The 12,568-nt window shown below is 36.3% G+C and carries 11 protein-coding genes; 3 read left to right on the forward strand and 8 right to left on the reverse strand.

Going from position 1 to position 12,568, the window contains the following annotated elements:
• Positions 1 to 312: 312 nt before the first annotated feature.
• The 5 genes from FHR29_RS07405 to FHR29_RS07425 are packed head-to-tail and all read right to left on the reverse strand — an operon-like array spanning position 313 to position 7,269.
• Positions 313 to 3,378, reverse strand: a complete 3,066-nt coding sequence (locus tag FHR29_RS07405) for an efflux RND transporter permease subunit (protein WP_183913503.1) — start codon at positions 3,376 to 3,378, stop codon at positions 313 to 315.
• A 10-nt stretch (positions 3,379 to 3,388) separates the two neighbouring features.
• Positions 3,389 to 4,435, reverse strand: coding sequence for an efflux RND transporter periplasmic adaptor subunit (locus FHR29_RS07410; RefSeq protein WP_183913504.1), 1,047 nt, complete (start codon positions 4,433 to 4,435; stop codon positions 3,389 to 3,391).
• A 7-nt stretch (positions 4,436 to 4,442) separates the two neighbouring features.
• Positions 4,443 to 5,804, reverse strand: a complete 1,362-nt coding sequence (locus FHR29_RS07415) for a TolC family protein (RefSeq protein WP_183913506.1) — start codon at positions 5,802 to 5,804, stop codon at positions 4,443 to 4,445.
• A 45-nt stretch (positions 5,805 to 5,849) separates the two neighbouring features.
• Positions 5,850 to 6,458, reverse strand: coding sequence for a TetR/AcrR family transcriptional regulator (locus FHR29_RS07420; RefSeq protein WP_183913508.1), 609 nt, complete (start codon positions 6,456 to 6,458; stop codon positions 5,850 to 5,852).
• A gap of 49 nt (positions 6,459 to 6,507) precedes the next feature.
• Positions 6,508 to 7,269, reverse strand: a complete 762-nt coding sequence (locus FHR29_RS07425) for an SDR family oxidoreductase (RefSeq protein ID WP_183913510.1) — start codon at positions 7,267 to 7,269, stop codon at positions 6,508 to 6,510.
• Positions 7,270 to 7,614: 345 nt separating this feature from the next.
• Here FHR29_RS07425 and FHR29_RS07430 point away from each other — a divergent pair, with 345 nt between their 5' ends.
• Positions 7,615 to 8,298, forward strand: coding sequence for a GNAT family N-acetyltransferase (locus FHR29_RS07430; protein ID WP_183913512.1), 684 nt, complete (start codon positions 7,615 to 7,617; stop codon positions 8,296 to 8,298).
• A 44-nt stretch (positions 8,299 to 8,342) separates the two neighbouring features.
• Positions 8,343 to 8,939, forward strand: coding sequence for a DNA alkylation repair protein (locus FHR29_RS07435; protein ID WP_183913514.1), 597 nt, complete (start codon positions 8,343 to 8,345; stop codon positions 8,937 to 8,939).
• Positions 8,940 to 9,171: 232 nt separating this feature from the next.
• Here FHR29_RS07435 and FHR29_RS07440 read toward each other — a convergent pair whose 3' ends face one another.
• Complete coding sequence (locus FHR29_RS07440; RefSeq protein ID WP_183913516.1) at positions 9,172 to 9,489, reverse strand: multidrug efflux SMR transporter; 318 nt, start codon at positions 9,487 to 9,489, stop codon at positions 9,172 to 9,174.
• Positions 9,490 to 9,905: 416 nt separating this feature from the next.
• Here FHR29_RS07440 and FHR29_RS07445 point away from each other — a divergent pair, with 416 nt between their 5' ends.
• Positions 9,906 to 10,541, forward strand: coding sequence for an MgtC/SapB family protein (locus tag FHR29_RS07445; RefSeq protein WP_183913518.1), 636 nt, complete (start codon positions 9,906 to 9,908; stop codon positions 10,539 to 10,541).
• A 302-nt stretch (positions 10,542 to 10,843) separates the two neighbouring features.
• Here FHR29_RS07445 and FHR29_RS07450 read toward each other — a convergent pair whose 3' ends face one another.
• Together FHR29_RS07450 and FHR29_RS07455 are read right to left on the reverse strand one after the other, a co-directional pair.
• On the reverse strand, positions 10,844 to 11,359 hold the full coding sequence (locus FHR29_RS07450; protein ID WP_021189200.1) for a GNAT family N-acetyltransferase: 516 nt from the start codon (positions 11,357 to 11,359) through the stop codon (positions 10,844 to 10,846).
• The gene (locus FHR29_RS07455; RefSeq protein WP_183913520.1) at positions 11,352 to 12,563 is read right to left on the reverse strand and encodes an MFS transporter; all 1,212 of its coding nucleotides are present in this window, start codon (positions 12,561 to 12,563) and stop codon (positions 11,352 to 11,354) included. Before FHR29_RS07455 ends, FHR29_RS07450 begins: the two co-directional genes overlap by 8 nt.
• Between the last annotated feature and the right edge of the window lie 5 nt (positions 12,564 to 12,568).

The following is a 12,568-nucleotide window of genomic DNA, read 5'->3' on the forward strand; positions in this document are numbered from 1 at the left end:
TGCCAGTTAAAAGCTATCTACATTTTGCTTTTAAAGACTCCACTAAGCTCTTATATAGTTTTTGTTTTCATAATTGCGGGAGCGGCCACCGAAGAATCCCGAAAATATCTGCGAAGCCAACACTACGAAGCTGGCTCCGGATTACACTCAGAGCATGGGCTCCAATCATAGCTGTTGCTGAAATGGGATTGTTGTGATGATCGGTTTGATTAAAAAATAAGGAAAACCATTCTTGATAAAATGGCTTTCCTTATTTTTTTATGACCTATCGGATTTATTTCAGCTTTTCAACTTCTTCGATGATTGTTTCAACTATACTGTTTCCTGGCTTTCAATTTCAATTTCTGGCGGTATTAATTTATACATGACCGGTGTTACAATCCTTGAAAGAATGGTCGAACTTATCAATCCGCCTATCAGTACGATTGCTAATGGCGCAATTTGCGGATTAGGATTCATCGCTATCGGAATCAATCCACAAATTGCGGTTATAGATGTCAACACTACTGGTAGAAATCTGGTTTCACCAGCTATATGAATTGCTGTATCTAAACTTTCCCCTTTTACTCGCAATTGGTTAGTGAAATCAACCAATAAGAGTGAATTTTTGACCTGAATGCCCGACAGGCCTATGAAACCAATAATGGACACTAAAGACATAGGATTTCCTGTAAGTAATAAAAAGATAACACCCCCAAGTACCCCCAATGGGATGATGGATAATACAATGATTATACCTTTAAAATTTTTGAACTGCAAAAGTAAAACGGCTATAAAAAGAAAGCCACTTAAAATGATTACAGAAAGGAAGTTTCCGCCTAATGCATCACCCTCTGATTCGGCCTCTCCTGATAATTTATAATAATATCCTTTTGGAAATTTCATTTTGTCAAGTTGCGGAACAATGTCTTTTAATACATCATTGGCATAAAAGCCATCCTTTGTCAATGTTGTTACCTTAGCAAAGCGGGACTTATTAAAATGATTGATTGTGGTGGGTGACGTTTCAAATCCGATGCTTGCAATCTGGTCAACCTTAACTGGTTCTCCATGCATATTATTGACATACAGGTTCTTTAACGCATCAAGATTTGAAAATTTCGCCCTCGGCATCGTTATGACGACATTTCTCGCATCTCCCCGATCATCAATGTAATCTCCGACGTTTAATCCAGCAACAGCCAATCTGATAATCTTGTCAATATCACTGGTCAAAACCCCCAGGGTTCTGGCCTTTTCTTTATTTATCGTGATTTTTACATCTGATTTATAGGTGTTTAATTGATTGTTTGTGAAAAATGTTCCTTCATGTTTTTGCAACAATTCTTCCACTTTAAATGAAAGGGATCTTAACGTATCCTGATTATCTCCGAAGATCCTGACAACAATATTAGCTTCAATAGGTGTCCCTTGTTCAAAATCTTTGACCTCTATTCGGGCATAGGGAAACTTATCAAAATTGTTGCGAAGTTTCTTAATGAGTTGGTTTTTTTTAATGGGACTCGTATCCTTGTCCATCTGTACAAAAATCTGTGCAAAATCGGGTTTAAGATCCTGTTGACGCACATTGTAGTAAATCTGTGGATTTCCTTTCCCCACGTTGGAAGTATAATAAACAATTTCTTTGTGATTTTTTAGTTCGCTCTCCACTAACTTGGTGACACGGTCACTTTCTGAAATAGCAGCTTGCAAAGGCATTTTGATATTAACTAAGAACATCGGTTTTTCTGAAGTCGGAAACAGTTTAAACCCAGCAAGGGGAAATAGTAAGAAAGCCAATACACTCAATCCAACAGATATACCAATAGTGACTTTGGGCCATTTTAGTGCCATTGGCATTACTCTCCGGTAAGCAAATGTCAGGAATTGTTGTAATTTCTTCAAAAAATAATTACCTTCTCCATGGGCATGCGTTTTTAGTATTTTACTTCCAATAAAGGGCACCAAAGTCAATGCAACGATCATAGAGGCCAATACTGCAGTGATGATCGCTACAGGAAGACTGCGAATAAATTCTCCTGCCATATCAGGAAGAAAAGCTAAGGGTAAAAAGGCAATGACCAATGTAGCGGTACATCCGACAACAGCGATACCGATCTGTTTGGTACCTTTTAAAACCGAGTCTTTCAGCGAGTGTCCTTCCCTTAACCATCGCTCTATATTTTCCACCACAACAATGCTGTCGTCAACCAATAATCCTAAAGCTACAACAAGCCCCACTATGCTGAGCTGGTTAAGAGAAAAGCCCATCATATCCATAGCAATAAGACCTAATGCAAGAGACAAAGGAATAGAAATCATGACAATGAATGACGCCCTAAAACCTAACGGCAATAAGGTAATCACAACCAGGAGAATAGCCACTCCGAAATCGAAACCGAGATGTCCCAAACGTTTTTCGACCATATCTGCCTGGTCAAAATTTTTGACCATTTTTATGTTTTCAGGCAAACTTTCCTTAAACTCGTCCAACACAGGGGTGTATTCTTTTTTAACCTTACTGATGTCAACATTATCTTTCATTGCAGCATTTACAAGTATACAACGATGCCCATTGATACGCGTGATATAATTAACCACGCCATCTTTATAACTTACTTCTGCAACATCTTTCAGGTAAACTATTTTTCCATTTGCATTGAAGATGATGGTATTGGCGACATCGTCCACATTTTTAAATTTACCGCTAGTTTTTACATTGAATACCTTGTCGTCCAAATTAATAGTACCACCAGGGATATCTGCCGCATCGCTCTGCAAGCTGCCTATAACCAGATTTAACGGTATTTTTAATTGGGCTAGTTTATCCAATTGCATGTCAATACGTATTTCCTGTTCCGGCATTCCTGAATACGTCACTTCCCGTAGTGCAGTGATCTTTTCAAGCTTTGATTTTAGGAGGTCTGCTTGGTCTCTCAATGTTTTTGCCGAAGCGGTGTTGGAGATCAATGCTGTCTGTATTATTTTCACATCTGCAGAAGATATCTTTTCTGTTTTAATCAGATAAATATCTTTAGGCAGTGCCCCATTTTTAAGTGCGTTTATTTCGGTCGATATTTCCTGGTATTTATTGTCCACATCTACACCGTACTTAAACTTAATTTGAACTGCGGCAACACCATCCGCGATGGTGGTCAAGACTTTGTCTATATTTTCAAGTCCATAGATTTTATTTTCAATAGGTTTTACGACCTGCTCTTCCATATCCTTTGGACTGGTACCAGGATATATAACTGTTACCAGGTATTGCGGCGGATTAGTTGTAGGATCTTCGGACCGCGGCATGTTGAATAACGTAAGCATACCGACTACCGATATCAAAACAAATATGATAAGGGTAAACTGGTAATTTTTTACAGCGAAATTTGTAATTTTCATTTGATACAGTTTACTTGATTATTTTGATAATAGATTGTTCGTTTAGGAAAGCACTGTTTGAAATAACAATTTGATTGATTCCCTCTAACTTATCACTTACGAATACCCGATCGTTTTCAATTTTCACAATATGAACAGGCACTTTTTTAACTCCGTTTTTTTCGTGCGCGCTATATATGAAAGCTTGATTACCATCTGCTTCTATTAACGAACTATAAGGAATAACAACGGCATTTTGATCTCTAATGACTGCTATTTTAGCTTTGCCAAACATGCCAACTGGAGGTGTCACATTTTTTAACTGTAGTTTCAATTCAACTTGAAAAGTGCCGATCTCTCTATCTGCCGACTGGAGCTTACGGAACACAGTTGCATCAAATTGCTGGTCTGGATAGCCATCCAAGGTAACTTTAGCTGTTTGACCGATGTTGATGTCTCCCCATTCCAGATCAGTGACGCCGACTTTCAGCAGATAACTTGAGTTGTGCTTTATTGAATTGGTTAATAGCACAGGCATACCACCGCCAATTACTTCTCCCTGATTGGCAATTTTTTTGGAGACAAATCCATCAGAGGCGGCATATATTTTTGCATAGCGCTCGTCAAAAGCAACAGCTTCTTTTGCCTTCTTTGAAACCTCAAGAGCTGTTCTTGTATTCTCTAGTTGTTCCAAAGTAAAGACGCTGTCCTGGTATAGATTATGGGCACGGTCGTAGTCACGCTGGGCTTTTTCGACAGCCAGACCAGATTGTGCAACACCTGCAGCAATCTCTGTAATATTAAGCGTTGCCAATAATTGACCTTTTCGGAAAAACTCGCCTTCGTTAACCAGTATCTTACTGATGACTCCACCGATTTTAAAGGAATAATTTGCCTGATCTTCTGTCCCCACCAATCCGGTCGCAACGATAGAACTGGGCATTGTTAATGAAGAAACATCAGCAACTTTTACAGCTATAATGTCTGGTTCGCCTAAAGGATTGGTATTTTTTGGTTGTTCGCTGCATGAGATCAGAAATAATGCAGATGCTGCAATGGTAAATTGAATATTTTTCATGTTTGATTTATTGTATATTAAAACTGGCGTTGGCACGTTCGATAGCAGAATAGGATACCCAGGTATCGAATAGTGCAATATTTGCTTGGAGCTGGGAGTCGACCCATTGGTTCTGGGCATCTAACAGCTCAATATAAATAGCCATACCTTCCTTATACAATTTTGATATGTCATTAAAGTAGGTCTGGCTGGTTTTTAACTGACTGCGGGCAGCATCGTACTGCGCAATTGCACTCTGCATATTTGCCTGTCGAACTTTAAGCTCGGTAAGCAGCTGCTGCTGTAAGTAATCTGTCTTTGAGCTGATCGCGTGTTGATCAGAAATAGTTTGTTTGATTCGATATTTATCCCTCCCAAATGTGAACAGGTTCCATTCCAAAGAAATTCCGAAAAGATAATATCGGCTCTGCTTCTTTACTTCAAAATCAAATGCCTGCGAGCCTAAATCAAGGCTAGCTCCAATCTTTGGAATCAAATGCGACTTTGCTAGACCGGTTAGATCTTCATTGATCGCCTTGGCTATTTTGAGCTTTGAGAGTTCCTCACGGTTGTTGACATCTTCGACTTTTAACAGACTTCCTGAAGGCAGATCCATAATTTCATCAATTGAAATGCTGTCTGAAAGAGGACGGTTCAGTAAAAAATTGAAATAGTATTGTGCAGATTCTTGTGTTTTTACCGCTGAAACGATCGAAGCTTCAATTTTTGAAACTTCATTTTGACTTCTGATCAATGCTGTTCGGTTTATCTTGCCATTATCAAAAAGTTTTTTATTGACTCTTTCTCCTTCATTGACCAATTTCAAATAGGAATGATAGATTTCGACAGCATTTACGGCCTTAAGATAATTATAGTAAGCTGTTTTTATTTCTTTTACCAACTCCCGTTTGTACAGGAGTATTTCTGTTTTTTGAAGATCAAGCTGCTTACTTTTTATTTTTTTATTATAGTTCAGTTCTGCATTCAGAATAGGCTGGGTAACACGAAATTTTGCATCGTAGAAATTATCTGGATTTAGCTGTACGCTCTGGTTCTGCAACTGAGGAAAGGAGTTGCTACCGGTAAGTTGATTAAGTGTAGCATAAGCGCTGTTCATTAAATCACCTATGGGGATATCTATCGAACGGCCGCCATCTGCTTTTGTATAAGTAGTGGAAAAAGCGATATTCGGAAAAAACATGCTTTTTGCCTCAGAGAGGGCGTACACATTCTTTTCCAGAATAAAATTTTGCTGATTTATGCTTTGATTGGATTCAAGACCTTGTTTAATATAATCATCCAATTTACTTTGGCTTTTTACTATAGGGGCACAAAATAGGATGAGAACTAGATAACACCAACATGCTAGTTTTTGATAATTTTTAATCATTGTAATAAATTTAAACACTGTTCAATAATTGGTTAAAAAAAAGGTTTAACCTTTTTCGAGTAATGAAATAAAGCATTCATACCCATACTTCATTAATTCTTCATTTGATCTGTTCTGAAAACTAGTGGTCCGATCTTTACAGAATAAAGCACATATACCATGAAAAGATGAAAGTATCATAAAGGAAAAATACTCGACATCCATTCCCTGAAATCTACCTGCAGCCTGACATTCTTTAACAAGTTCCATGAGATGACTGATCGCTTCTTGTGCAATTTGGAAGCCGCCCTCTTCACTTGATTTTGCAGGTTCGTCGACAATAAACATTAAATTATAATAGTCTTTATTATCCTGTGCAAATTGAATAAAGACTCGTCCTACTGCTTTTAGACGTTCGAAAGGGTCACCTACTGTATCTAAAATTTTCAACTGAGCGAGCAACAGCCTAAAACCTTCTTTATGAAGCTCCTGAAATATTTCACTTTTATCCTTAAAATGAAAATAAATCATTCCTGGACTGTAATGGATTTCGTTTGCAATATTTCTCATACTGGTTTTTTCATATCCCTTCTCAAGAAATATCTTGCGTGCTGCATCCAAAATACGCTTGTGCATTTCCTGCTTCTCTTCTTGTTTTCTTTCAGCTATACTCATTCGGTGATAAAATCAAATCGTTATAAAATTATTGCTCGGCGTTATTAAATTAATAAGACATTCCAGGACTTATCTTGCCCATTAAATTGATAATGACTTTTCTGCTCGTGAATCTAAAAGCAAAAAGCATAAATCTATTTTTAAATCCTTGAACGGTCCTTGGCTTACTTCTTTTATTTAACACATGTATCAGTTCGTCAGCGACCTGTGCAACAGAAGATACTGCAAATTTCGGAAATGAACTTGTTTTCCGTCCTGCATTGGAATGAAAATCAGAATCGGCCGCCCCTGGATTAAAGCATGTGACAAATATACCTTTATTTTTAAATTCGTACCAAAGTGATTCTGAAAAGTTAGCAACAAAACTTTTTGTTCCGGCATACACTGCCCCTCCCGGCAAAGATGAATGAGCGAGCAATGATCCTACGTTTACTAAAGCATCACCAGATTTCGCTCTGTTTAGAAATGCATATGATAAAGCTACCAGGGATTCCATATTGAGCGTCATTGTATCTAACTGCTCTTCAAGTCTTATTTCAATAAATTTGCCGTAAGTACCAGTACCAGCATTATTGACCAGTAGATCATATGCGTTGCTCATTAAATGATTACAAACTTTTTGAATGTCTTCCTTATTTGTCAAATCTGCTACGAGAATATTATGGTGATCTCTCCCTAATAGCGCTTGAAGTGATTTGAGTTTCTGTTCGTTTCGTGCCACCAAGGTAAGTTGATAGTTCTGCGCTGCAAGACGTTTTGCAACCTCGAGGCCTATACCCCCACTGGCGCCTGTTATTAATGCTGTTTTCATTTCATAATGATTTTAAAAATATTTGACAACAAAAATACTGAACACTGTTCAATAATGCAAAATAAACTTTACATAATGATTTTGTTATTATATTTTAAGCTTTTACTTAATCTCATTCATAAAATCGCATAAGTTGTTTATAAGAAATTTAAACTATCGTATTTTTTCTGCGCTTATTTAACTTAATTCTTGTGTTTTGACTTCTATAGCTCCACAATCTTGTCTAGCTCCTGTAATTTGATTTCATAATTGGGGAAGCGCCTACCGAAGAGAAATCAAGAATTTATCAAATAAAAGTATGACAGTGAGAAAATATTTTTTTGAAAGAAAGTACTATATTTAAAAATGGAAATAAATAAATTAGATAATCCAGCATGGTATTCCTTAAATGAAACTCACAAAGATTTTGTAGTTGACTATGAGAAAATAAAATTTTACGACCCTAATTATTGTCCTTTTGGAGGAGCGTTGAATGATGAAGAGATAGCATCAGGAATTGCAAAGTACGCCACTCTTACTGACAGTTTTTTTGTAATAGGAAATAGACCAGATATCACTGATAAAGTTCGGGTGGAAAGTGAATTAATCTGTAATCAAATGGTTCTTGACAGTAGAATTGACATGGACATTCACGAAAATATTACTGAACTTCAGACAGAAATACATAAGAATGACCTATTTAAGCTTGTTAATCTTGTGCAGCCAGGCTATTTCAAAAATATGACAGCTGATCTGGGAAATTATTATGGTATCTACAAAAATCATCAGCTTGTTGCTGTTGTCGGAGAGCGGATGAAAATGGAGAGCTACACTGAACTGAGTGCAATCGTGACCCACCCTGAACATACAGGAAGAGGTTATGCTAAACAACTCATCGTACATGCAAGCAATAGGATTTTCAATGAATCCAAAATTCCATACCTGCACGTCGCTAATACTAATTTTAATGCCATTAGACTGTATGAGAAATTGGGATTTTTGACAAGAAGGAAAATAAGCTTCTGGAAATTACATGCACATGTTTTGTAAAGTATTTCTAAAATGTTGGAATCAAATATTTACATTAAAAACAAATGGATGCAATCATTGAAAAATTAAAAAGCATTGAACATGGTTTCACACATATCATTGAAACAGGTAATCTTATTTTAAAGGACATTTTAATCAATCATTTGGAATTTGCAACAAAGCTAATGGATGATGACGCTTATCAGATCCGAATGTTGGCGACTTATCTTTTAGGACAATTGTCAGTCGAATATGCAAAAGCACTTGAAATACTTGAAACTAAAGTTGCAACGGATGCTAACTGGAGAGTACAGGAAATGTTAGCCAAAGCATTTGATTTTTATTGTCACGCTAATGGTTATGAGAAATCTTTGCCCACAATTGAAAAATGGATCAACGATAACAATCCCAATGTAAAAAGAGCCGTTATTGAAGGGTTAAGAATTTGGACAAATAGACCATACTTCAAAGAGAATCCTGAAAATGCCATTAAACTGATTGCAAAATTTAGATCAGATGACAATGAATACTTACGAAAATCTATCGGTAATTCGTTGCGGGATATCAGTAAAAAACATAAAAAATTGGTAGATCAAGAAGTTTCAACTTGGGATTCGGGGGACAAAAAAATAGTATTTATACAGAAATTGATCTACAAGTAAGATGGCTGCTAAAATAAGATCATTATAGTTTCCTTTATCCCTACGCACGCGTTTTAGACGTTAACAACGTCGTTTTGATTTACAAAGAATTTTGCAAATATCAAATAAACCTGCTGCATGACTTTTGACTGTTCAGATATTTTTGATACAGAGCCAATTACCGAAAAAGTATTGACAAAAAAAGGAGAACATGGTAATGTCTCCTAAAAAGCAATTCTTATAGAAAAAGAATTTAAAATACTTTCAATCCGATAATACCAATAACTATTAGCAAAGCAGAAAGAAGTCTAAAGATACTTGCTGAGTCATTAAAAAATAAAATGCCAACTACGAGAGTTCCTACTGCTCCGATTCCGGTCCAGACGGCATAAGCTGTACCAATAGGAATAGTTTTCTGAGAATAAAAAAGAAGGAAACCACTGATTGCCATACTTGTAATTGCCAATACAATCCATCCAAACTTGTTAATCGAAGATGTCTGTGCCATCTTCATACCCAACGGCCATCCAATTTCAAAAATGCCCGCAAAAATTAATGCTATCCAATTCATCTTAAGTATTTTTAAATATTTAATACAAAGGTAGCAGTTAGAAATTCTCAAATATTTTGCAAATGTTAAAAAATCATCACTTGATTTCACTCCTAATACGACTCAGGTTCGCCTGATGGCTTTTGATAAAAGGGATTGTTTGCTGATTAAAAACCTATCACACAATATAATCTTCAACTGATTTAGCTATATTCGTAAACTATAGATATCAAATAATTTGATCATTATGGAAAAATGAAATGCGTCACAATTTTTATTACTTGAACTCACACTGACCGAAGGGTCTTTGAACATATACGGGCTTGACTGCTATGCATCTCTGTCAACAGGTTTGTAAAATAGCTAATTACTTTTGCAGCCTTAACAAAATAAACCAAAACAGTTAAAAGAAGCAATAAATATAAGAGGATTTACAAATGGATTTTACAGTAGAAATTAATGACATGGTAGCAATGGCTATTTCTATCATATGTGGAGGAGCCATTGGCTTTGAACGGGAATACAAAAATAAATCTGCCGGCTTTCGAACAATAATTTTAATTTCACTGGGCTCAACCATTTTCACTATAGTTTCGCAGCATGGTGCAGGTACTGATGACCGAATTTCGGCAAATATTATTACAGGTATTGGATTTATTGGGGCTGGTGTAATTTTTAAAGATAAAATTTCTATCCGTGGTTTGACGACTGCTGCTGTGATCTGGACTTCTGCTGCAATCGGAATGACAGCAGGAATAGGTTATCATGCGCTTGCACTATGCCTTACTTTAATTACTCTTGGGGTATTATTAATGGTTACCAGGGTGGAAAGACTGGTTGCTCAACTACAAAAAGAACAGCTCCTGAGTGTAACCTTTCGTAATCCTGACTTTGATCAGATCCCACAATTGGAAAATATTTTAAATACAAAAGGTCTTACTGTAGAACGGATGGAAATTGTAAAAGAAAACGATCATTTAATGGTAAATTTCAAAGTATCAGGTAAAAAAAGATACTTATTGGAGATGAGCGAAACACTTGCTAACCGGTCAGAGATCTTAAGCTTCACTTAATCCCACAAATAGTTGATCGTTAATGTTAACGCTAGATGGGTTCAAATATTTATCCCTTTGCAAGGTTTGTCACAGATAACGAGTTAAAAATGAATCGACTGCTATTACTTTTTTTTATAACGTTTGCAAGTCACTTATCAATTTCACAAATGTAAACCAAATGGATTAATGTTTTTTGGGAAGTATACACTGATCAGTGCAGTCAATTCCTTTGAAACTTGGCTTCCATGATAAATTTTTCAAATATGATGCAATAGTCGCAAACCTCCGAATGCTGTAATTATGAAGACATTTAATCTACCTTATCTTAAAATTTTCTCAAAGGCTTTTCTTGGACTTCCTCTGAATGTTACTTCACCACAATAGTGATAACACATTTTTTGCAATATCCAGAGCATGCCCGTATTATCAAAATTAGTATCAACCTTGACGCTATAAATATTGTGTTTAAGTGCAAAATCTTCGATATGCTGTAAAATCCTCTGCGCCAATCCTTGACCAAGATACTTTTCGGAAATTGCAACTCTATGGTAAACCACAAAATCACCATTAGTCAACCAAGCTCCTTTTATATTAGCATAGGCTGGTTCATCATTGATCAAAATAGCACAATAACCAGTGATGATATCATCATCCACCAATACGTAACCAACACTATTCTTAATATCATTTTCAATAACGGATAGATTGGGATAGCCATCTTGCCATTGCGTACTCCCATCCTCTTTTCGTCTCTTGATCGCTTTTTCTAAAATTTTCCAAATTTGAACAGCATCTCCTGCTGTAGCCTGTCTAAAAGAATATTTTATATTATTCATGGATTGAAATTAATTTATACTGTTCTATTGCTTGTTTGATGAGTGCAATTAAAAAAATATTTATGATTGCCATAAAACTGATTACACATAAAAAAAATACCATACCAAATTGCTGAATAAGATAACCTCCTAGGAAAGGAGCTGTTGCTTGTGCTAGTAACGGCATCCTTGCAAGTCTTCCAATAATCAAGGCATAATTGTCCCTCCCGTAAACCGACAATGGCAAGGTTCCTCTCAAAACTGAACGCATCCCGTTTCCTATGCCAAAAACTATTACTCCTGGTATTGCAAGTATTGGTGATATAAAAATCAATACCATACCCAAAAAAATGATTATGGTAGAAATAAAGGACATTTCAATAGCAGTCCTTTTTCCAATGATCAACTCAATAACTCGTGCCATGGCTTGACTTGGGCCTAAAAATGCAATTATTACTAGTACCATTGACATCTCAATCCTGCCGTGTAGTAATATTTCGATTAAGTATATGATAACGGTGGAACTTATGACCGAACCAAGAGTAAAATTTGCTGATAGTAAATAGTACAATTTAGAACGGAAGAGCTCGACTGATGATCGGAAAGTCTCATTTTTTAAGGTGCTTTTGTTTCCTTCTTTATTTTTGAAAACATACAGATGAATCGGGAATATAGAAATTATCAGCAATATGGCATATGTATAGCAAGTATTTCTCCATCCAAAACTATCCAAAATATAGCTGGTAAATATCCAAGAAACGGAAGGTGCTAAACTGGATACTAGAGTGATCCAAACGAGTGATTTTGCTACATTAAAACTATACTTTTTACCGATTGCAGCAAACAATGCATCATATAGCCCCATTGCCATGGCTATACCGATAATCACCCACCCTGAAGCAAATATCAGAAAATTACTTGAGCTGCCGATCACGATCAAACCTATCGCCATCACTAATCCCGAAAAAAGTAATACAGCATGACGATCAGTATGCTGTATAGTTCTACCCACTGTAGGTAACAGCAATCCTGAAACCAATAGGGCAAGTGAGAGGCAACCATAAACTTGCTGATAAGACCAGTTCATTTCCGCCATAATATCCTTTGCTAAGACAGAAAGTAAAAAATACGAACCACCCCAAAGTACGATTTGCGCTATACCCAAATTCAGAACTTTAAAAAAGTCCAACTTTTCACTTTCTATAGACTGAGATGCTGATTTCATATAAT

It is taken from the genome of Sphingobacterium sp. JUb56, from assembly GCF_014191365.1.
Taxonomy (GTDB): Bacteria; Bacteroidota; Bacteroidia; order Sphingobacteriales; family Sphingobacteriaceae; genus Sphingobacterium; species Sphingobacterium anhuiense.

Bases quoted from the DNA above. Each gene is read 5' to 3' on its own strand.
- FHR29_RS07425 (WP_183913510.1), bottom strand. From the start codon at position 7,269: ATGAAAACAGCATTAATAACAGGCGCCAGTGGGGGTATAGGCCTCGAG.
- FHR29_RS07415 (WP_183913506.1), bottom strand. From the start codon at position 5,804: ATGATTAAAAATTATCAAAAACTAGCATGTTGGTGTTATCTAGTTCTC.
- FHR29_RS07450 (WP_021189200.1), bottom strand. From the start codon at position 11,359: ATGAATAATATAAAATATTCTTTTAGACAGGCTACAGCAGGAGATGCT.
- FHR29_RS07420 (WP_183913508.1), bottom strand. From the start codon at position 6,458: ATGAGTATAGCTGAAAGAAAACAAGAAGAGAAGCAGGAAATGCACAAG.
- FHR29_RS07445 (WP_183913518.1), top strand. From the start codon at position 9,906: ATGGATTTTACAGTAGAAATTAATGACATGGTAGCAATGGCTATTTCT.
- FHR29_RS07435 (WP_183913514.1), top strand. From the start codon at position 8,343: ATGGATGCAATCATTGAAAAATTAAAAAGCATTGAACATGGTTTCACA.
- FHR29_RS07455 (WP_183913520.1), bottom strand. From the start codon at position 12,563: ATGAAATCAGCATCTCAGTCTATAGAAAGTGAAAAGTTGGACTTTTTT.
- FHR29_RS07440 (WP_183913516.1), bottom strand. From the start codon at position 9,489: ATGAATTGGATAGCATTAATTTTTGCGGGCATTTTTGAAATTGGATGG.
- FHR29_RS07410 (WP_183913504.1), bottom strand. From the start codon at position 4,435: ATGAAAAATATTCAATTTACCATTGCAGCATCTGCATTATTTCTGATC.
- FHR29_RS07430 (WP_183913512.1), top strand. From the start codon at position 7,615: ATGGAAATAAATAAATTAGATAATCCAGCATGGTATTCCTTAAATGAA.
- FHR29_RS07405 (WP_183913503.1), bottom strand. From the start codon at position 3,378: ATGAAAATTACAAATTTCGCTGTAAAAAATTACCAGTTTACCCTTATC.